The sequence below is a fragment of the Promicromonospora sp. NPDC023805 genome (assembly GCF_040639635.1).
Lineage (GTDB): Bacteria > Actinomycetota > Actinomycetes > Actinomycetales > Cellulomonadaceae > Promicromonospora.
On sequence record NZ_JBFAAH010000022.1, the window covers coordinates 54,230 to 74,238 of the forward strand.

Annotated in this window: 20 protein-coding genes; 12 read left to right on the plus strand and 8 right to left on the minus strand. The window is 71.5% G+C overall.

All coding sequences use genetic code 11. The annotated features are described in order from the left end of the window. Positions 1 to 132 precede the first annotated feature (132 nt). Together AB0F70_RS20180 and AB0F70_RS20185 are read left to right on the plus strand one after the other, a co-directional pair. Entirely contained in the window at positions 133 to 1,620 is a 1,488-nt protein-coding gene (locus tag AB0F70_RS20180) for a helix-turn-helix domain-containing protein (RefSeq protein ID WP_357452236.1), read from the plus strand. 92 nt (positions 1,621 to 1,712) lie between these two features. Further along, positions 1,713 to 2,390: a hypothetical protein gene (locus tag AB0F70_RS20185; protein ID WP_357452239.1), complete on the plus strand. Its 678-nt coding sequence runs from the start codon at positions 1,713 to 1,715 to the stop codon at positions 2,388 to 2,390. An 18-nt stretch (positions 2,391 to 2,408) separates the two neighbouring features. Here AB0F70_RS20185 and AB0F70_RS20190 read toward each other — a convergent pair whose 3' ends face one another. Both AB0F70_RS20190 and AB0F70_RS20195 read right to left on the minus strand, forming a co-directional pair. Continuing rightward, on the minus strand, positions 2,409 to 2,699 hold the full coding sequence (locus tag AB0F70_RS20190; protein WP_357452242.1) for a hypothetical protein: 291 nt from the start codon (positions 2,697 to 2,699) through the stop codon (positions 2,409 to 2,411). A gap of 50 nt (positions 2,700 to 2,749) precedes the next feature. Continuing rightward, on the minus strand, positions 2,750 to 4,045 hold the full coding sequence (locus tag AB0F70_RS20195; protein WP_357452245.1) for an alpha/beta fold hydrolase: 1,296 nt from the start codon (positions 4,043 to 4,045) through the stop codon (positions 2,750 to 2,752). A 70-nt stretch (positions 4,046 to 4,115) separates the two neighbouring features. On the opposite strand from AB0F70_RS20195, the gene AB0F70_RS20200 reads away from it, so the two are divergent. The 4 genes from AB0F70_RS20200 to AB0F70_RS20215 are packed head-to-tail and all read left to right on the plus strand — an operon-like array spanning position 4,116 to position 6,287. Next, entirely contained in the window at positions 4,116 to 4,571 is a 456-nt protein-coding gene (locus AB0F70_RS20200; protein ID WP_357452248.1) for a helix-turn-helix domain-containing protein, read from the plus strand. After that, entirely contained in the window at positions 4,568 to 4,972 is a 405-nt protein-coding gene (locus tag AB0F70_RS20205; RefSeq protein WP_357452251.1) for a HepT-like ribonuclease domain-containing protein, read from the plus strand. Before AB0F70_RS20200 ends, AB0F70_RS20205 begins: the two co-directional genes overlap by 4 nt. Before the next feature lie 27 nt (positions 4,973 to 4,999). Continuing rightward, positions 5,000 to 5,710 (plus strand): hypothetical protein, encoded by a 711-nt coding sequence (locus AB0F70_RS20210; protein ID WP_357452254.1) that lies wholly within the window; start codon positions 5,000 to 5,002, stop codon positions 5,708 to 5,710. Beyond that, positions 5,694 to 6,287 (plus strand): helix-turn-helix domain-containing protein, encoded by a 594-nt coding sequence (locus tag AB0F70_RS20215; RefSeq protein WP_357452257.1) that lies wholly within the window; start codon positions 5,694 to 5,696, stop codon positions 6,285 to 6,287. Before AB0F70_RS20210 ends, AB0F70_RS20215 begins: the two co-directional genes overlap by 17 nt. A 230-nt stretch (positions 6,288 to 6,517) precedes the next feature. Here AB0F70_RS20215 and glpK read toward each other — a convergent pair whose 3' ends face one another. The 3 genes from glpK to AB0F70_RS20230 form a co-directional block, all read right to left on the minus strand. Next, complete coding sequence (gene glpK, locus AB0F70_RS20220) at positions 6,518 to 8,032, minus strand: glycerol kinase GlpK (protein WP_357452260.1); 1,515 nt, start codon at positions 8,030 to 8,032, stop codon at positions 6,518 to 6,520. 50 nt (positions 8,033 to 8,082) lie between these two features. After that, on the minus strand, positions 8,083 to 8,814 hold the full coding sequence (locus tag AB0F70_RS20225; protein ID WP_357452263.1) for an MIP/aquaporin family protein: 732 nt from the start codon (positions 8,812 to 8,814) through the stop codon (positions 8,083 to 8,085). Positions 8,815 to 8,917: 103 nt separating this feature from the next. Further along, positions 8,918 to 10,663, minus strand: coding sequence for a glycerol-3-phosphate dehydrogenase/oxidase (locus AB0F70_RS20230; protein WP_357452265.1), 1,746 nt, complete (start codon positions 10,661 to 10,663; stop codon positions 8,918 to 8,920). A 196-nt stretch (positions 10,664 to 10,859) separates the two neighbouring features. Between AB0F70_RS20230 and AB0F70_RS20235 the strand changes: the two genes are divergently transcribed. After that, positions 10,860 to 11,393, plus strand: coding sequence for an amino-acid N-acetyltransferase (locus tag AB0F70_RS20235; RefSeq protein ID WP_357452267.1), 534 nt, complete (start codon positions 10,860 to 10,862; stop codon positions 11,391 to 11,393). An 11-nt stretch (positions 11,394 to 11,404) separates the two neighbouring features. On the opposite strand, the gene AB0F70_RS20240 is transcribed toward AB0F70_RS20235, so the two are convergent. Beyond that, positions 11,405 to 12,301 carry an A/G-specific adenine glycosylase gene (locus AB0F70_RS20240; RefSeq protein ID WP_357452269.1) on the minus strand — a complete coding sequence of 299 codons (897 nt, stop codon included), beginning with the start codon at positions 12,299 to 12,301 and terminating at the stop codon, positions 11,405 to 11,407. 304 nt (positions 12,302 to 12,605) lie between these two features. On the opposite strand from AB0F70_RS20240, the gene AB0F70_RS20245 reads away from it, so the two are divergent. Next, positions 12,606 to 13,283 (plus strand): hypothetical protein, encoded by a 678-nt coding sequence (locus tag AB0F70_RS20245; protein WP_357452272.1) that lies wholly within the window; start codon positions 12,606 to 12,608, stop codon positions 13,281 to 13,283. A gap of 39 nt (positions 13,284 to 13,322) precedes the next feature. On the opposite strand, the gene disA is transcribed toward AB0F70_RS20245, so the two are convergent. Next, positions 13,323 to 14,399, minus strand: coding sequence for a DNA integrity scanning diadenylate cyclase DisA (disA, locus tag AB0F70_RS20250; protein ID WP_357452367.1), 1,077 nt, complete (start codon positions 14,397 to 14,399; stop codon positions 13,323 to 13,325). A 59-nt stretch (positions 14,400 to 14,458) separates the two neighbouring features. After that, positions 14,459 to 15,916: a DNA repair protein RadA gene (gene radA / locus AB0F70_RS20255; RefSeq protein ID WP_357452275.1), complete on the minus strand. Its 1,458-nt coding sequence runs from the start codon at positions 15,914 to 15,916 to the stop codon at positions 14,459 to 14,461. Between the two features lie 110 nt (positions 15,917 to 16,026). Here radA and AB0F70_RS20260 point away from each other — a divergent pair, with 110 nt between their 5' ends. From AB0F70_RS20260 to AB0F70_RS20275, 4 genes are all read left to right on the plus strand, one after another. Further along, positions 16,027 to 17,040 (plus strand): phosphatase PAP2 family protein, encoded by a 1,014-nt coding sequence (locus AB0F70_RS20260; RefSeq protein WP_357452278.1) that lies wholly within the window; start codon positions 16,027 to 16,029, stop codon positions 17,038 to 17,040. 115 nt (positions 17,041 to 17,155) lie between these two features. Then, the gene (locus tag AB0F70_RS20265) at positions 17,156 to 17,809 is read left to right on the plus strand and encodes a hypothetical protein (RefSeq protein ID WP_357452281.1); all 654 of its coding nucleotides are present in this window, start codon (positions 17,156 to 17,158) and stop codon (positions 17,807 to 17,809) included. A 22-nt stretch (positions 17,810 to 17,831) separates the two neighbouring features. Next, complete coding sequence (gene proC / locus AB0F70_RS20270; protein ID WP_357452284.1) at positions 17,832 to 18,635, plus strand: pyrroline-5-carboxylate reductase; 804 nt, start codon at positions 17,832 to 17,834, stop codon at positions 18,633 to 18,635. Between the two features lie 46 nt (positions 18,636 to 18,681). Beyond that, positions 18,682 to 19,683: a LacI family DNA-binding transcriptional regulator gene (locus tag AB0F70_RS20275; RefSeq protein WP_357452370.1), complete on the plus strand. Its 1,002-nt coding sequence runs from the start codon at positions 18,682 to 18,684 to the stop codon at positions 19,681 to 19,683. Positions 19,684 to 20,009: the final 326 nt, after the last annotated feature.

Below are 20,009 nucleotides of genomic sequence, written 5' to 3' on the forward strand. Positions count from 1 at the left end.
GTGTGGATCCGCCCGATTTCCAGTCCTCAGGCCGTCAAGAATCGCCGATCTTCACGTAGTGTGAAGGAGTGGGTTCCTGTTGGTCTGTCCCGGGTGTCGCCGGGTGACGGCCATCACACGATTGGAGGCGCCGTGCCGAGCACTAACGAGTCGACATCGCGTGGCGAGACCGACCTGATCACCCTGGGCCGCCGCATCCGGCACCTGCGCACCGCGCACGGGCTCACCCTCGACGCGCTCGGCGAGAAGGTCGGCTCGGCGCCCAGCCTGCTGTCGCTCGTGGAGAACGGGCGGCGTGAACCACGCCTCGGGCTCCTGCGATCGATCGCGGAGGCCTTCGGCGTGCCGATGAGCGAGCTGCTCAGCGCGGAGCCGCCGTCGCGCCGCGCGGCCCTGGAGATCGCGCTCGACCGGGCCCAGCGCGGGCCGCTGTTCACCACCCTGGGCGTGCCCGCCGTCAAGCCCAGCCAGAAGCTGCCGATGCCCGTGCTGGAGCAGCTCGTCGGCCTGCACGAGGAGTTGTCGCGGCGCGAGCAGCTGGCCATCGCGACACCCGAGGAGGCGCGCCGTGCCAACACCGAGCTGCGCCTGGAGCGGGAGGCGCGCGACAACCACTACCCGCAGTTCGAGGCGGTCGCGGAACAGCTGGTCAGGGCCGCCGGGTACACGGGCGGCGCGCTGACGCACCGCACGGTCGCGCGGATGGCGGAGCAGATGGGCTTCACGCTGCTGCACGTGGACGACCTGCCGCGGTCCGCCCGCTCCGTGACGGATCTCCGGAACGGACGCATCTACCTGCCCCCGGCGTCGACCCCTGGAGGGCACGGGCTGCGGTCCCTCGCGCTGCAGGCGCTCGCCCACCGGGTGCTGGAGCACGACCGGCCGCGTTCCTACGGCGAGTTCTTGCGCCAGCGGGTCGAGATCACGTACTTCGCCGCCGCCTGCCTCGCGCCGCAGTTCGTGGCGGTCCCGTTCCTGGAGGCGCGCAAGCGGGACCGCGACCTGGCGGTGGAGGACTTCCGGGACGCGTTCGGTGTCACGCACGAGGCCGCCGCGATGCGGCTCACCAACCTCGCGACGCACCACCTCGGCATCCCGCTGCACTTCCTGCGGGTCGGTGCCGACGGCGCGCTCTTCCGCGGCTACGCGAACGACGGCCTCCCCTTCCCGCAGGACGTCACGGGCGCGATCGAGGGACAGCTGATCTGCCGGCGCTGGGCGGCGCGCGAGGCGTTCGAGCGGCGCGACCGGGCCACCGAGTTCTACCAGTACACCGACACACCGGCCGGCACCTTCTGGTGCTCCACCCAGACCGGGTCGATGTCGCCGTCCGGTGGGCCGGACGGCGGGTCCGGCGCCTTCTCGATCACCGTCGGGGTGCCGTACGCGCACGCCAAATGGTTCCGCGGGCGGGCCACCCAGGTGCGGCGGGTCTCCACGTGCCCGGACCCGGCCTGCTGCCAGCGGCCGGCCATGGAGCTCACCGAACGCTGGTCCGGCGAGGCCTGGCCGTCCGGGCGCATGCACCAGCAGATCCTCGCCGCGCTGCCTCGCGGCGCGTTCCCCGGGGTGGACGACGCAGAGGTGTACGCCTTCCTGGACAAGCACGCGCCGGAGTAGGGCCGGAGTGTCGCCGGGGTGTCCCCGGAGTGTCGCCGGGACCGGGGTTTCTGCCGCGTCCTTCGCGCGCCGCCGGGTTAGCGTAGGCAACCGTGGCATCGAACCTGGCTTGCATCGGACTGGACGTCTGGCGACGTAGCGACTTTCGCGACCTCGTGGCATCGGCCCGCGCCGAGGCGGAGACCATCGCCAAGGACGGCGAGGTCGGCGTGCACATCTGGACCGACGCGTCCGGTGCCCGCCTGATCATCACCACCGAGGGCGACCTGGTCCGGGTGGTCACGCCGACGTTCTATGCGGCGCCCGGCGCCATCATCTCCGAGCCGCAGGCCGTCGACGGCGGGCTCGTGCTCGCCGAGCTGATGAACAGGGACGACGAGGTGATCACCGAGATCGCGTGCCAGCTCGAGGAGCTCGCCCTGCTCGGCTCGGCGTCGTCGCCGGTCGAGGGCCCCGTGTCCATCGTCGTGCTGGGCAACTCGGTCCAGGTGCTCGGCCGGTCCGACGACGGCGTGCCGGACCTGAGCTTCGAGCCGACCGGCGCGTATGCGCTGTCGACAGACGCCACCGCACACCTGACCGGCGTCGTGCTCGCGATCGAGCAGCGCGCCGTCGGCCGCACCGGCCAGGCCTTCACCGCCGCACGGGTGCAGACCGCGGGCTTCCAGGTGACGCTCTGCGTCCCGGCGGGCAAGCCGGAGCTCGGAGCCGGCGACGTCGTCGAGGTGGACGGCTACGTCGTCGCCTCGGTGCCGGCCCTGCGCGGCTGAGCGCTGTCGGCCGGTGCGCTAGGCCACCTCGGCGACAAACGTCGCGGCGACGAGCACCAGCAGGATCGCCGGCCAGATCAGCGCACGCCCCGTGCGTCGCCGGATGCCGATGGCAAGCGCGACGAGGATGATGGGCGCGGCCACGATGCGCGAGCCGATGTAGGCGCTGTCGACTCCCGCGAAGCGCTCGAGGAGCGATCCCGCCACAAGGACGGCTAGGGCGACGGTGGTCACGCCGGCGGTCGTGACTCTCGGACCGTTCGTGTCGTCCTTGGTGTCAAGGCCCTCTGGGGTCGCGCTGTTGGTCATGATTCCCTTTGTTCGGTTCGGATCTTGTGTCGGAGTGAGCCGACCGCAGCTCAGCGGAGCGGGCCGCCGCGGGCGTCCAGACGATCCAGCAGCCGGGACAGGACGTCCCCGACGCGCAGGCCGTCGTGCTCGAACTCGTTGGTGACCCACGGCTCGACGTTTCCCACGTGCGCCGCCGTCTCGAGCGAGAGCGCCGAGTCGACGAACATGTCGTCGAAGTACACGGCGGCCTCAACGGGCACCTCGTTCTCGGCGAGGCGGTGCAGGTCGTACAGGTCGCGCCAGTGCTGCCGCTCGGCGAGGGCGTGCGCTGCCGCCTCGAAGGGGCGCAGGGCGCTGATCTCGGCGAACATCCAGGGGTAGATCATCTCGCCGGTCATCAGCAGCGGCCGGGCGCTCTCGGCGAAGGCCGGGTCGGCGTCGCGCACGGACTGGGCGGCCCACGCCGTCGGGCCGGTGTGGGACTGGGCGTAGATCGACTCGTGCAGCACCGCGTACAGCGGGTTGGTCGCGAACGACGTCTCGGCCGCGACCGTGGCGAGGAACGTGTCGGTCAGGGGACCGCCGTGCGGGGAGTCGAACGCCTCGTCGAGGAGCCAGTGCACCCGCTCGAACCCGGGCTGCATGCCGAAGTCCATGCCGAGCGTCTGGAACCGGCGGGTCGTCAGGACATCGCCGCCCGGCTCCGTCACGCTGCCGGTGGCGAGCCGGTCGGCGATGTTGCCGAGAGTCTTCACCGCATGCGGGTAGCGTGCGCGGAACTGCTCGTTCTTGGCGACCACGCGTGGCTGGGTGCGTTCGTAGACCTCGCGGGCCGACGCAGTGAGGCCCGGCAGACCGCCGGTGACCAGGCTCGCGTTCAGGCCCTCGGGCGCCAACGACAGGTACGTCATGGTGATGAACCCGCCGTAGGACTGGCCCAGCGAGGTCCAGCGGCGGCCGTCGAACAACGTCTTCCGGACGTGCTCGGCGTCGCGCACTATGTTGTCCGCGCGGAAGTGGCTGAGGTACTCCGCCTGGTCCTCGGCGGTGCCGAGGGCGCCGAGCGAGCCCGCCCGGACCGCGCTGGAGCGCCCGGTACCGCGCTGGTCCAGCAGCACCACGCGGAACCGCTGCAGTGCGGTGCCCACCCAGCCGTCCGGGCCGGTCGGACGCGGGCCCTTGCCGCCGGGTCCGCCCTGCAGGAACACCAGGAGGGGCAGGTCCTCGGTGCGGCGCGTGGGATCCACGAGCTCACGGGCGAACACCGAGATCGTCGGTGAGCCGTCGGGCTGGGACCAGTCGAGCGGGACGTCGACGGAGTGGTCGGTGATGTGGACGCCGGGAAGGGTGTAGCTGATGGGCACGGGGTCACGCTATCGGTGCGGGCCGATCCTTCAACAGGGAGCTCTGATCACAGGTCGATATAATCGGGCCATGAACAACTACGGGACGGATCTGCGTGCCCGGCGTCTGCGTGCCGGTCTGACTCAGCGCGAGCTGGCAGCGAGATCCGGCACCTCGCAGCCGGCGATAGCCGCGATCGAGAATGGTGTCCGCAGTCCCGCGCTGGAGACCCGTGCTCGGCTCGACGCTGCCCTCCGGGTGCGGCCGTCGATCCTGCTGGAGAACGCGCTCGAGCAGGTCCGGGAGGTGCTCGGCCGGTACCAGGTCACGAACCCACGTGTCTTCGGTTCCGTGGCGCGAGGCGAGGACACGGAGGAGTCGGACGTCGACCTGCTCGTCACGACCCCGGCGGACTTCGACATCTTCGACAAGGTCATGCTGACCGAGGCGCTGGAGGAAGCGCTCGGTGTGCACGTCGATGTGGTTCCAGACGATGCTCGCGGCGCCACCGTTGCGCGTGCGACGGCCGAAGCAGTGCCGCTGTGACCGGCGTCGACGCCGCACCCCTCGACGGCACGGGCGAGGACGCGGCCGACCGCGAGAAGGTGGCCCGTTACCTTGCAGACCTGTCCCGGTTCGGTGAGCAAGCACGCCAGCTGGTCTCCGAAGGGCGGGAGTCCTATCTGACCCGGACGTTCGACGGCGAGCGGAGCAGAGGTTTCGGCGAGCACATAGTGCTGAACATCGCGACTGTGGCCGAGCGGCTCCCGGACTGGTTCAAGGAGCTGCATCCCGACGTCGGGTGGCAGGCACTCAAGGGCATGCGGAACCTGATCGCCCACGTGTATGACGGCGTGGACGACGAGCTCGTGTGGCGAGCGCTGGAGAACCGCGTGCCCCGGATGATCGCGCAGCTGGTCGATCCCGAGCAAAACCCATTGCATTAGTGGAGTGCGTGCTCCAATAATTGACCCATGACGACCACAGAGGTGCGCCAGCACCCCGCGCTACCCGTCCTGCTCGGCCTGGGCGTGCTCGTGATCGGCCTCGTGCTCGGCTGGTTCGCCTCCGCTCTGGCCGGCGGCCTCGCAGGCCTGATCGAGGCGACGCCGCTGCCGGTGCCCAGGCTGGTCGAGCTCATCGAGTCGATGCCGCCGGCCTGGACCCTCGGCATCCTGGGCGGGCTCGGCCTGCTCGGCGGCGCGTTCATCGCCTTCATGACGGTGGGTGAGGCACCCGCCCTGAGCGTCGCGGACGACCACCTGGAACACCGGCAGGAGGAGCACGAGGTGTGGATCGAGCGGTCCGACGTCGGCTCCGCGTTCCGCGACTCGAGGTACCTCGTGCTCCTGCGGCCGGACGGCGGGTTCCGCGCCCGGCTCGACGCCGACACCCTGTCCTGGGCCAAGGTCCGGGCCGCCCTGGAGCAGCACCGCTGGCCGTGGCGCGACGCGGACCCCTACGAGGAGCGGTTCGAGCGCTGGCTCGACGGCCGCCCCGGCTTCACCGCCGCCGAGAACGAGGCGCTCCGCCGTCGTCTCGAGGACCGCAAGGACGCTGCCGGCCTCCGCAAGGCGGACGAGGATCTGGCCGCGCTCGGCCTGGTGGCACGTGTCCGCGACGACCGGATCCAGGTGCGCCGGACGGCGTCGGCCGACGAAGGCGCGCGTGGCACGGACCGTTGACCCGGCGCGCCACGAGGCGCGCAGGCTCGTCATCATCGACGCCGCCCTGACGGTCTTCGCCGAGCGCGGGTACGACGGCGCAACGACCGCCGAGATCTGCCGACGGGCGGGCATCGGGTCGGGCACGTTCTTCCACTACTTCCCGACCAAGCTGGAGCTGCTGCTCGCGATCCTGACCCTCGGCATCGCGGAGGTGCGGGAGCAGGCCGAGCTCTACGCGGACCGCACCGACCCGCTCGGAGTGCTGCTCGACATCGTCGAGCGCGGCGCGGACGACGCCGCGGACCCCCGGATGCCAGGCTTCGTCCGCGCGGTGGGCGGCATCATGCAGCAGCCGGACGTCGCCGCCAAGCTCGAGGAGGACGCCCGAACCCAGCGCGACCTGCTGCTGCCCTGGGTCGAGAAGGCCCAGCAGGCGGGGCAGATCAGGACCGACCTCACCCCGGCCCGCATCACCTCATGGCTCTACCTCCTCACCGACGGCTTCCTCGGCCGCATCGCCGACGAGGAAACCTTCACGCCCCACACCGAGAAACCGGTCCTCCTAGAAACGGCCCGCCGCTTCCTAGCCCCTTGACCGCCCCGCCTGCCACCTGCCACCTCCCGCCAACCCACCCAAACGACTGGTGGACGCACCCCACGACCAAGGCGACGCGAAAGATGAGCGGAGGGCAAGGAAGGCCTTGTCCGGCAGTAAGACGTTCCCGAAGTGGAGCGCCCCCTGGGGCGCGTGAACGCTGCCGGACAAGGCCTTCCTTGCCCTCCGCGGACCCAGCCACCGGACCCAGCCACGGAGAGCGGCGAAACTCAAGAAACGTCAGAGTCCACCCAGTCGAACGTCTTCGTCACAGCCTTCTTCCAGCTCCGGTACTGACGTTCCCGCTCTTCCTCCTCCATGGAGGGCTCCCACCGCCGGTCCTCGGCCCAGTTCGCGATCACGTCCGCCTCACCGTTCCAGAAGCCGACAGCGATGCCCGCCGCGTACGCCGCGCCGAGCGCCGTCGTCTCCGCGACGACGGGCCGGATGACGGGCACCCCGAGCTGGTCCGCCTGGAACTGCATGAGCAGCTCGTTGGCGACCATGCCGCCGTCGACCTTGAGCTCGGTGAGGTTCACGCCGGAGTCGGCGTTCATGGCGTCCATCACCTCGCGGGTCTGGAACGCCGTCGCCTCCAGCGCGGCCCGCGCGATGTGGTTCCGGTTGACGTACCGGGTCAGGCCGACGAGCGCACCGCGGGCGTCGGGCCGCCAGTACGGCGCGAACAGGCCGGAGAACGCGGGCACGAAGTAGGCGCCGCCGTTGTCCTCGACCTTGCGGGCGTACCACTCGACGTCGGGCGCGTCGTGGAACAGGCCCAGGTTGTCGCGGAGCCACTGGATCAGCGATCCCGTGACGGCGATGGATCCTTCGAGGGCGTAGATCGGGGCCGCGTCACCGATCTTGTAGCAGACGGTGGTGAGCAGGCCGTTCTCGGACGGGACCTTCTCGGTGCCGGTGTTGAGCAGCATGAAGTTACCGGTGCCGTACGTGTTCTTGGCGGTACCGACCTCGAAGCACGCCTGCCCGAACGTCGCGGCCTGCTGGTCGCCGAGGATGCCGGAGATCGGCACGCCGGGCACCATCCCCCGCGGGCGGCCCTTGCCGTACACCTCGGAGGAGGAGCGGATCTCGGGCAGCATCGAGAGCGGGATGCCCATGTCCGCGGCGATGTCCTCGCGCCAGGACAGCGTGTCGAGGTCCATGAGCATCGTGCGCGATGCGTTCGTGACGTCGGTGACGTGCACGCCGCCGTCGGGCCCGCCGGTCATGTTCCACAGGACCCACGCGTCGGTGTTGCCGAACAGCAGGTCACCGCGCTCGGCGGCCTCGCGGGCGCCCTCGACGTTGTCGAGGATCCACTTCACCTTGGGGCCGGAGAAGTAGGTGGCCAGCGGCAGGCCGACTATCGACTTGTACTTGTCGACGCCCTCGGACCCGGCCAGCTCGTCGACGATGGCCTGCGTGCGCGTGTCCTGCCACACGATGGCGTTGTAGACCGGCTTGCCGGTCGTCTTGTCCCACACCACGGCGGTCTCGCGCTGGTTGGTGATGCCCACTGCGGCGAGGTCGGTGTGGTTGAGGTTCGCCTTGGTGAGCGCGAGCGCGACGACCTGGCGGGTGTTGTCCCAGATCTGGTCGGGCTTGTGCTCCACCCAGCCGGCCTTGGGGAAGATCTGGTCGTGCTCGAGCTGGCCGCTGGACACGATGGTCCCGGCGTGGTTGAACACGATCGCCCTGGTGCTCGTGGTGCCCTGGTCGATCGCGAGTACGTAGTCAGCCATCTGTGTTGACTCCCCTTGTCTGTTTCAGTCTGCTTGTGTGCCGCGTCGGATCAGGAGACGGCTGCCGCGACCAGGCCGCCGAGCGCGCCGCCTACCAGCGGCCCGACCACCGGCACCCACGAGTAGGCCCAGTCGCTGGAGCCCTTGCCCGGGATGGGCAGGACGAAGTGTGCGATGCGCGGGCCGAAGTCACGCGCCGGGTTGATGGCGTACCCGGTGGGGCCACCGAGGCTTGCGCCGATACCGACGACGAGGAGGGCGGCCGCGAGCGGGCCCAGGTCGACGGGCGAGTTGCCGAACGACAGGATCACGAAGACCAGCATGAACGTGGCGATCACCTCGGTGACGAAGTTCCACGTGTACGAGCGGATCTCCGGGCCTGTGGAGAAGACGCCGAGCTTGACGGCCGGATCGGCGTCCAGGTCGAAGTGCTGCTTGTGCGCCAGGTACGCGAGGACGGCACCGACGAAGGCGCCGACGAGCTGTGCGACCCAGTAGAAGAGCATGTTGACGAAGTTGGCCGGGACGCCCTCGGCGAAGTCCTTGGCCCCGCTGGTGAGGATGCCGAGCGTCACCGCGGGATTGAGGTGCGCCCCGGAGCTCATCGCGACGAACACACCGGCGAAGACCGCGAGGCCCCAGCCGAAGTTGATCAGCAACCAGCCGCCGTTGAACCCCTTGGTCTTGGGGAGGATGACGTTGGCCACGACGCCGGCACCGCCGAGGATGAGGATCATGGTGCCGAGGAACTCCGGCACCATGATGTCCGTGAATGCGTTCATCACTGACTCGCTTTCTGCCGACTACTTTGTCGGCGTACGGGGGTGAACCCGGCGGTGCCTCTGCGGTAGCCGTCGGCGGTCTGCTGGTGGTGTCCTGGGATCCTTAGTTTCGGAGCGGCTGCATGGCAGCCACGTCAGGGGTGGCCAGGCGTGCCCGTTCGGCAGCCTCGTCGTCGGGTGCTTCCTCGGCATGGCGTTCTGCCTCGATCCGCTCCTGCCACGCGCGGACCTCCCGCTCCTCGTCGGACGCTTCCCAGCCGAGCAGCGGCGCGACGACGGACGCGACCTCCGCGGCCGCCTCCGTGCCCCGGTCCACGATCTCGTAGACGAGTCGCGTGCGGTGCGCCAGCACGTCCTCCAGGTGGAGGGCGCCCTCGTGGCTGACGGCGTAGTGGGCCTCGGCGCGGAGGTAGGCCGGGGCGTGCTCGAGCGGTGCGGCGAGCGTGGGGTCGGCGTCGCACAGCTCGACGATCTCGGCGAGGTTCGCGCCGTACCGGTGCAGCAGGTGGTCGAGCAGCGGGGGAGTCCAGCCGAACCGCTTGCCCCACGTGCGCGCCTGCCGCTGCACGGCCCGCAGCCCCACCGCGCCCGTGAGCGGGATCTGGTGCGTGATCGAGGGGAGCGCGGCCGAGCGCTGCCCGATCGCGAAGTCGACGGCGTCCTTGGCCATGATCCGGTAGGTCGTCAGCTTGCCGCCGGCGATCACGGTGAGGCCCGGCGTCGGCGAGGCGACGGTGTGCTCGCGGCTGACCTTCGCGCTGCTCGTGCCGGCCTTGGTGCCCGGCTGGAGCAGCGGGCGCAGGCCCGCATAGGTGCCGATGATGTCTTCCCTGGTCAGGGGATGGGCCAGCACGGCGTTGGCGTGGTCGAGCACGTAGTCGATGTCGGCGCTCGTGGCGACGGGGTGGGTGGGGTCGAGATTCCACGGGGTATCGGTGGTCCCGATGATCCAGTACCGGCTCCACGGGATGACGAACAGCACGGACTTCTCCGTCTGCAGGATCAGCCCGGCGTTGCCACGGATGCGTTCCCGCGGGACGACGATGTGTACGCCCTTGCTGGCGAGCACCCGGAGCCCGCCCTCGGAACCCGCGAGGGCCTCGGTCTCCTCGGTCCACACGCCTGTCGCGTTGATGACCGAGCGGGCTCGGACGGTGATCTCCTTGCCCGTCTCCAGGTCCACGACCACCGCGCCGTTCACCGCGCCCGTCGCGCCCTGCGTCAGGCTCACGACCTGGGTGCGGCTCGCGGCGTGCGCGCCGTAGCTCGCCGCGGTGCGGATCAGGGTCGCGACCAGGCGGGCGTCGTCGACAGAGGCGTCCCAGTACTGGACGGCGCCGACGGCGGCGTCGTGCGCCAGGTCCGGGAACTTGGCCTCCATCTGGTTCTTGCTCAGGTGCCGGTGGAACGGCATCGGGCGGCGGCCCGGAGTGAGCGTCGCGAGCACGTCGTACATCAGGATGCCTGCGCCCACGTAGGCGCGCTCCCAGACGCGGTGCTCCAGCGGATACAGGAACGGGACCGGTCGCACCAGGTGCGGTGCGAGGTCCCGGAGCAGGAGGTCGCGCTCGGTGAGGGCCTCGTGGACCAGCTCGAAGTCGAGCATCTGCAGGTAGCGCAGCCCGCCGTGGACCAGCTTGCTGCTGCGGCTGGAGGTGCCCTGCGCCCAGTCCTGCGCCTCGACCACGGCGGTGGACAGCCCGCGCGTGACCGCGTCCAGTGCGATTCCGGCGCCGGTGACGCCGCCACCGATCACCAGTACGTCCAGCTCGGCCGAGGGACTCACGCTGGCTTCCAGTGCGGCCAGCGCCTGTGTTCTCGCGTCTGCGGTCAGCCGTGTGGATGCCATGCGCCAAACTCACCACGCATTCCGTCACTTGGCAACACCTTTGCCCTGTGAAGTGGGGTGTGTTGGGAGGTTCTCTTGCTCACATTCCGATTCGCCCTTCGATCCGTCTGATCCGCCCGGCCGGGGTCGTGGCCTGGTACGCCCGCCTGGTGGGGGCCGCGGGCACGGCTCACGGCTCCGGCCGTAGTGTGTCGGCGTGACGACATCCGAGTCGCGGACCGCGCCCGTGATCCGACCCGCCCTCCCTGCCGACGTGCGCACCATCCGCGATCTCGTGGAGCCGCTCAGCCAGGAGCGCATCCTCCGGCCGTACGAGATGGTCGGGTACTACGAGGCGGTCCAGGAGTTCCTGGTGGCGACCGACCCGGCCGGTGCCGCGGGCGATGCCGCCGTCGGCTGCGGGGCGCTCCACGTCATGTGGGACGACCTCGCTGAGGTACGCACGCTGGCCGTGCACCGCGACTGGCGGGGCCGCCGGGTCGGGCACGCGCTGCTCGAGGCGCTGATCGAGCGGGCGCGAGCGCTGGGCCTGCGTCGCGTGTTCTGCCTGACGTTCGAGGTCGACTTCTTCGCCGCCCACGGGTTCCGGGAGATCGACGGCACCCCCGTGACCCCGGAGGTGTACGCCGAGCTGCTGCGCTCGTACGACGAGGGCGTGGCCGAGTTCCTCGACCTGGCCCGCGTGAAGCCCAACACCCTGGGCAACTCCCGCATGCTCCTGGAGCTCTGACCGCCAAGGTCCTAGCGGGGGAGGTGGAGGCGGTTCGCCTCGTCCTGCTCCGCCAGGCCGTCCTCGATCAGGCCGGCGATCGCGCGGTCGAGCTGCCCCGGGTCGTGCCACAGGGATGCGAGAAGGGCCCGGTCCACTGGCTCGGTCGCCTGCCGGAGCTCGGCCATGACCCGGCCGCGCGCCTGCCGGTCGGTGCCCGCCCAGCCCTGGGTACGACGTCGGTCGGCGTGCGCGTCCGGGGGTGATCCCGCGCGTCGCCACGCGCACAACCCCGCGACCGGGCAGGCACCGCACTTCGGCGCCTTCGCGGTGCAGACCAGCGCACCCAGCTCCATCGATGCGGCGGCCCAGCGGGCAGCCTCCGAGTCGCCGGACGGTGCGAGCGCGGTCGCCAGGGCGCGTTCGGCCGCCGTGTACGACGGCGCAGGCAGGGCAGTCCCGCCGACCGCCCGCGCGAGCACCCGGCGCACGTTCGTGTCCACCACCACCGACCGCTTCCCGTACGCGAACGCCAGGACCGCGGCGGCCGTGTACTCGCCGACGCCGGGCAGCGCGCGCAGTTCCTCGTCGGTGCGCGGTACGAAGCCGTCGTGTCGTTCGACTATCGCCTTGGCGCACTCCTGCAGCCGCAGCGCGCGGCGCGGGTAGCCGAGCCGGCCCCAGGCGCGCAGCACGTCGGCGGTCGGCGCCTCCGCCAGGTCCGCGGGCGCGGGCCACTGCTCCAGCCACGCGCGCCAGGCGGGCTCCACGCGCACGACGGGGGTCTGCTGGAGCATCACCTCGCTGACGAGCACACCCCACGGCGTCCGGTCGGGTGCGCGCCAGGGCAGCTCACGCGCGGCGCCGTCGAACCACTGCACGACGCCGGAGCGCACCTCGGTACGCCGTGTCGCTTCCCGTGCTGTCACGGTGTCTCATCCTGCCGCACCGGTGCGCTCAGCCGAAGCCGGGCGCCGCCCGCGCGGTGCCCCACCGGACCGCACAAAGCCCGTGAAATAGGACACGTGACCGACTTGGCGGCGCGGCTGCCACGGAGGCGGTGCACGACGTCGTATTTTGGTGGCTGCGGGATGTCACCGCACGTCAGACGGTTTCTACAGGACTCAGCGAGAGGTCCAGCAGGTGGTCAGTGCGCCGGATCGAGCCGAGCGGACCCAGGAGCATGGCGGGGAACAGGCGCCCGTCGCCAGACGCCCGCGCCGAGTCGGGCGCGTGATCGCGGTGCTGGCCGTCCTGGTGGTCGGCGGTGTCGGCGCGGCTGTCACGTGGCCCCGGTCCGAGGCGCCGATCGTCTCGGCCAAGGAGGACCCGCCGGCCCCCGTGGACCCGAACGCCGCGGCGGCACCGTGCGCGCCCGAGGATCTCGACATAGGCCTCGCCGCGGACCGCGTCGCCGTCACACCCGGCGTGCGAGTCGGGTTCACGGTCTCGCTGCGGAACGAGGGAGAGGTGCAGTGCCTGGTCGACGCATCCCGGCACAACCTCGCCGTCACCGTCTACGAGGGCGAGGTGGGCGAGCCGACGGCGGAGCGCGCATGGTCGTCGGCCGACTGCGTCAACGAGGAGGAGCGGCTCCTCCTCCTCGGCCCCGGCGACGTCGACGTCACCGACGTGAGCTGGTCGGACTCCCGGTCGGTGCCCGGCTGCGAGCCGGGTCAGCCCAAGCCGTCCGCCGGTCAGTACACGGCCCAGGTCACGCTCGAGGGCACCGAGGGCGCCTCCAGCGATGTCGTCCAGCTGACGTACACGGTGCCGGAGCCGAGCAGGTCACCGTCGCCGTCGGGCAGCCCGTCCGCCAGCTCTTCCGGGAAGGCCTCGGCGGACCCGAGCGCGTCGCCCGACCCGAGCGCGTCGCCCGACCCGAGCGGTGAGGCCGACAAGAAGCCCTGACGCCGCTACCGGCCGGATGCGGTGGGCGGGTGCGGTGGGTCAGACGTACCGCTCGAGGATGCTGGACTCCGCGAGCCGGGACAGGCCCTCGCGGATGGTCCGGGCGCGCTGCTCACCGACACCGTCGACCGACATGAGGTCGTCCACGCTCGCGGCGAGGAGCTTCTGCAGGCTGCTGAAGTGGCCGACGAGCAGCTCGATGGTGGTGTTCGGCAGGCGCGGCACCTTGGACAGGAGCCGGTAGCCGTGCGGCGCCACTGCCGCGTCGAGCGCGTCCCCGCCGCCGGGCAGGTCCAGGATCCGGCCGATCTGCCCCATGTCGAGCAGCTGCTGCGACGTGAGCGCGGAGAGCTCGGCCTGCACGTCGGCGAGCGTGCGGTCCTTGCGGCCCAGCACGTAGTCGCGGATCACGAACTCGCGGTCCGAGCCGACGTCGCCGATCAGCTCGTCGAGCTGCAGCGCCAGCAGGCGGCCGTCCACCCCGAGCTCGATGACGTAGCCCGCGATCTCGTCGGAGATGCGGCCGACCATCTCGAGGCGCTGCACCACCGAGCACACGTCGCGCACGGTGACCAGGTCTTCGATCTCCAGCGCGGACAGCGTGCCCGACACCTCGTCGAGGCGGGCGCGGTACCGCTCGAGCGTCGCGAGGGCCTGGTTGGCGCGGCCGAGGATCGTGTCCGAGTCCTCCAGGACGTGCCGCTGCCCGCCCACGTAGAGGGCGACGATCCGCATGGACTGGCTCACGGAGATGATGGGGAAGCCGGTCTGCTTGGCGACCCGCTCGGCCGTGCGGTGCCGCGTGCCGGACTCCGTGGTCTCGATGGTCGGGTCGGGCAGCAGCTGCACCGCGGCCTTCCGGATGCGGGTGGCAGCCCGGTCGAGCACCACCGCACCGTCCATCTTGGACAGCTCACGCAGGCGCGTGGCGGAGAAGTCGACGTCGAGCGCGAAGCCGCCCGAGCAGATCTGTTCGACCGTCGGGTCGAGGCCCAGGACGATGAGCGCGCCGGTACGGCCGCGCAGGATGCGCTCGAGCCCGTCGCGGAGTTCGGTCCCGGGCGCGACAGCGGCCAAGGTCTCCCGGAGCAGCTCGTCAGGGTGCGAGGAGGTCATGGCCACGAAGAAATCCTACGCTGTGCGCCGGCTCACAAGCAGTTCGTTTCACGAACCGGTCAATCGTCGTCGACGGCGCGGAGTGATCTGCCGCCCGTCGGCCTGCCGGTCGACCCGCCCGCCGACTGGGCCCACTCCACGGCGTCGCGGATGTGCGAGGCCTCGACCAGCTTGAGTCCTTCGGGCGCCTTGACCCCGGTCCCGTGCGGCACGACGGCGTGCGCGAAGCCCAGGCGTGCGGCCTCGCCCAGCCGGCGGTCCAGGCCGGCGACCGGACGCAGGTCACCCGCCAGGCCGACCTCGCCGATGGCCACCGTGGCACCCGGCAGCGGTCTGCCGTCGCGTGCGGACACGAGCGCCAGCGCGGCCGCGAGGTCCGACGCGGGCTCGGTGATCCGGGCACCGCCCACCGTCGAGGCGTAGACGTCCTGGTCGGCCAGGCGGAGGCCGCCGTGGCGCTGGAGCACGGCGAGGATCATGGCGAGCCTGCTGGAGTCGACGCCGCTCGTCGCGCGGCGCGGGTTGCTCAGCGGGCTCGGGGCCACGAGCCCCTGCACCTCGACGGCGAGCGGGCGCCGCCCCTCCAGCGTCACCGTGATGCAGGACCCGGCGACCCCCGAGCTAGCGTGCGACAGGAACAGCCCGGACGGGTCGGGCAGCCCGACGATCCCGTTCTCCGAGAGGTCGAAGCAGCCGACCTCGTCGGTCGGGCCGTACCGGTTCTTCACCGCGCGGATCATGCGCAGGCGCGAGTGCCGGTCGCCCTCGAACTGGCACACCACGTCGACCAGGTGCTCGAGCGTGCGCGGACCGGCGACGGAGCCGTCCTTGGTCACATGGCCGACGAGGATCGTGGGCATCTGGCGTTCCTTCGCCACGGCGATCAGGGCGGCGGCGACCTCCCGCACCTGCGATACGCCGCCTGGTGCGCCGTCCACCTGCCCGGACGCGATGGTCTGCACCGAGTCGACGACGAGCATGTCCGGCTGGTTCACCTCCAGGTGGCCGAGCACCGTCCCGAGGTCGGTCTCCGCGGCGAGCAGCAGCGTGGGCGACAGCGCACCGATGCGCTCGGCGCGCAGCCGGACCTGGCCGGCGGACTCCTCACCCGTGACGTACAGCACGGTGCGGGGCGACTCGAACCCGTTGGGTCCGAGGGCGCCGTCGGCCACGTTGCTCGCCACGTCGAGCAGCAGGGTCGACTTGCCCACACCCGGTTCACCCGCGAGCAGGATCACCGCGCCCGGGACCAGCCCGCCGCCGAGCACCCGGTCGAACTCCCCGATGCCGGTCGGGTTGGCGCGTGCCGACTCCACGTCGATGTCCGCGATGGGCCGGGCGGGCTCGCGGGCGGGCGACACGGCGGCCGTGCGCGGCCCGGACGAGGCAGGCCCTTCCTCGCTCACGGTGCCCCACGCCTGGCACTCCCCGCAGCGGCCGGCCCACTTGACGGTGGTCCAGCCGCACTCGGTGCAGCGGTACGCGGGCCGTGCCCGCTTGGAGGTCGATGAGGTCACGTGCGCCACCGTACGTGCCGCCACTGACAGTGGTGCCGGCAGGGACACCGAGGGCGATTCTGACGGCGCTACCGACAGGGACGACGTCCGGCATCAGGTATTTTTCGACCATGCCGACCTCCGAACGGCGCTTGGCGCGCCACGACGGATCGCGCACCGGCCCCCACCACTCCGCGTCCCATTCCGCGTCCCAATCAGCGTCCCACTCGGCGTCCCACTCCGCGGCCCCGTCCGGCCCGCGCCGTCCGACGGCCCGGGCGACCGGCCTGACGGTGGCCTTCGCCGCCGCGCTGGGCACCTGGCTCGTCTGGTGGGCGATGGTCACCACCTGGCCCGGACAACGTGTCGAGGAGCGGGTCTTCGAGACGGCCGACCGGTTCCAGGACGTCGTCAACCACCTGGTGGAGCCGGTGCTGCTCCTCGGCTCGCCGCCATGGCTCGTGGCCGGGTTCCTGGCGGTGTGCGGGATCGGCCTGCTGCGCCGGAGGCCGGCTGCCGCGAGCCTGGCCGCCGTCGTGATCCTCGGGTCGAACCTGACCACCCAGGTGATCAAGGACGGGGTGTTCCACCGCACGGGCCTCGTCGGCGAGTGGAACCGGGACATCAACACCCTGCCGAGCGGCCACGTCACGGTGGTGGCCGCGGCTTGGGCGGCGCTCCTGCTGGTCGTCCCGCGCGGCTGGCGGCCGGCGACCGCGCTCGCCGGCGCCGCCGCGACCTGCGCCATGAGCCTTGCGACGGTCGCCGACCGCTGGCACCGCCCGTCCGACGTCGTCGCGGCGGTGCTCGTGGTGGTGGCGTGGACCTCGCTGGTGTGTGCCTTCGCACCGGCCGGCTGGGCGGGCCCGGACCGTGCTGGCCCGGACGGTGCCGGCCCGGCCGGGGGCGGCGACGGCGCTGCGCTGCCGGTGATCGCGCTCCTCGGGACCGCCGCCGTGCCGATGGCAGTGCTCTCCGTCCTGGCGGCCGCGGCGACCGAGGGCCGCCTCCTGGCTACGGCTCCGTGGGACGACGGCCTGACCGCCTACCTCGGAGGGCTCCTTGCGGTGTGCGCCATCTCGGCGTTCGGGTTCGCCGTGCTGCTCTGGGTGTGCCGAACGGCACCAGGGAGCCGTCGGGCCTGATCGGACGCTCGTCCAGCACCGGGCGTGCCTCCGCCCGAATGTCAGTGCCCCGACATAAGGTTTCGGCTGAGCCACCGTGACGCACCCGGTGGACAGAGCACGGGGGAGCAAGGACATGACCGAGCAGCGCGTGAACTCACCGCGCACCGGCGCGACCGCGTCGGTGGCCGCGAAGAAGGCGTCGCCCGCCGTGTACCGCAGGCGACGGCTCGTGGTGGTCGTGGGCCTGCTCGTCATCGTGCTCTTCCTGGTGCTCGTCGCAGGCTTCGTGTGGCCGGGCTTCTGGCGCAGCGGGGCGACGCCGCAGCCGGTACCCACGGTGACGGTCACCGCCGCCGTACCGACGCCCACGGTCAAGGCGATGGAGCGCAGCGGCGAGGAGACCGCCTTCCAGAAGGCGCTCCCGTCCGCGGTGCTCCAGTTCGCGCTCGGCTCGCTCACCGAGGCGAAGGAGCCAAAGGGCGAGGGCGCGCTCGAGGCCTGGAACGCCGAGTACGCCGACGGCGACACGGGTGAGGTGGCGCTCCTGGCGGGCCAGTGGGCGACGGAGGACGAGGCGGCCACCGCAGCCGCCGCCTGGACCAGGTCGGCGGGCGAGGCCGAGAGCGAGGGCGACGTGAAGGTCGGCAAGAAGGTGGTCGGGCAGTACGCGATAGTGCCGGCCAAGGGTGGCAAGGCCGTCGTCGTCTGGCAGAACGGGACCGCGGTGATGCGGGCATCCGGTCCGGCCGACACGATGGAGGACTTCTACGCGGCGTTCCCCCTGTGAGCGCGCGGGGGAGAATGACGTCGTGAACCAGCGACTTGCAGTGCTCGGGGCCGGGAACATGGGCGAGGCGGTGCTCGCGGGTGCGCTGTCGGCGGGCTGGGCGCCGGCCGACGCCGTGGCCACCGTGCGTACCGAGGCCAGGGCCCAGCACCTGCGCGAGACCTACCAGGTCGCCACGACCAGCGACAACGTGGCTGCGGTGCGGGGTGCGGGTCTTGTCCTCGTGGGTGTGAAGCCGAAGGACGTCGGCGCACTGCTCGACGAGATAGCGCACGGGATCGAGCCCGGCGCCGTGGTGGTCACGGTCGCTGCCGGCCACCCGGCTGCGTTCTACGAGCAGCGGCTGCCCGCGGGTACCGCCGTCGTCCGGACGGTACCGAACACACCCGCGGCGATCGGTGCGGGCATCACTGCCATCGCGCCCGGCGCCGCCGCGACGGAGGCCCATCTGCAGGCGGTCGAGCACCTGTTCGCCGGTACGGGCGCCGTGGTGCGCGCGGCGGAGAAGGACCTCGACGCCGTGTCGGCCATCTCGGGATCCGGCCCCGCGTACGTCTTCTACGTCGCCGACGCCCTCGCCGAGGCGGGTGTCCTGCTGGGCCTGACGCGTGACGTCGCGCGTCGCCTCGCGGTCCAGACCCTGCTCGGCGCGTCCCGCCTCATGGACGAGTCGGGGGAACATCCGGTGCTCCTGCGGGAGAAGGTCACCTCGCCGGGTGGCACCACGGCGGCGGCCCTGCGCGCCCTGGACGACGGCGGTGTGCGCGCCTCGTTCCTGGCCGCGGCGGCCGCCGCGCGTGACCGCGCCCGCGAGCTGGGTGGATGATCCTCCCGTGACCATCTCTCGACCCGCCATGACGCGGCCGCCGGCAATGGCCGACGTAGCGGCGCTCGCCGGCGTGTCCCACCAGACCGTCTCCCGCGTGCTCAACGGGCACCGGAGCGTGCGCCCGGCGACCCGGGAGAAGGTGCTGGCGGCGATCGCCGAGCTCGGATACCGCCGCAACAGCGCGGCTCGGGCACTGGTCACCGCGCGCTCGGACACCGTCGGTGTGGTGACCACCGGGTCCCCGCTGTTCGGCCCGTCGAGCACCCTGATCGCCGTCGAGGAGGCAGCACGCGAGCAGGGTTGGTACGTCAGTGTCGCGACGCTGCGCCGGTACGACGCCGCGACCATGCACAACGCCATGGAGCACTTCATGGACCAGGCGGTCGAGGGCATCGTCGTCATCGCCCCGCATACCGACGTGGCCGACGCGGTGGAGTCGTTCCGTGCCCCCGTTCCGGTGGTCCTCATCGCCGCCCGAGAGCTGGATCCGGACGTGCCGACGATCCCGCTGGCGGTGGACCAGCGGGCCGGGGCTCGGCTCGCCGTCGAGCACCTGATCGAGCTGGGGCACACGCGCATCCTGCACGTCGCGGGTCCGCCGGACTGGCTGGACGCCGTCGAGCGTGAGGAGGCCTGGCGGGCCGTCCTGACCGAGCACGGCCTCCCGGTGCCCGAGCCCGTGATCGCGGGCTGGAGCGCGGACCGCGGTTACATGGTGGGCCTGGACCTGGCGCAGCGGGTCAAGGCCGGTTCCGGCCCGACGGCGGTCTTCGCGGCCAACGACCAGCTCGCCCTCGGCCTGCTGCGGGCGTTCTGGGAGTGCGGAGTCTCCGTGCCCGACGACGTCTCGGTGGTGGGCTTCGACGACGTCGACGGCTCCGGCCACTTCATCCCGCCGCTGACCACCGTGCGCCAGCCGTTCGTCGACCTGGGCCGGCGGAGCGTCGCACTGCTCCTCGCGGCGATGGACGGCGGCAAGCCCGCGGCAGAGCTGATCGCGCCAGAGCTCGTCGTGCGCAGGAGCGCTGCGCCTCCGCGCGCGTAGCCGTACGCAGGAGTGCGGCGCCTCCGCGCGCGTAAACGGACGAAATCGTTTGGACCCGGACCCCAAAGTTGCGGTTGCGCAACGTCGTCGGCGCACCGCTGAGTGAGGCGTTGACACGTCCGCAGCGCAGTGGCAGAGTCACCGCGCACGAGGATGTTTACGTTCACATTCCGTCGTGGAGCAACGCTGTTGCCCGACGCGTGCCAAGGACATTGACGTCCAGGTGAGTCCGGACGCTGCTGTCCGGGGAAAGGGGTGCCGCCCGTGCCAGGCAGTCGCCCATTGGCGCCAGATCGTCGCCAACCTCTGTTGGGCCGCCGTCGTTC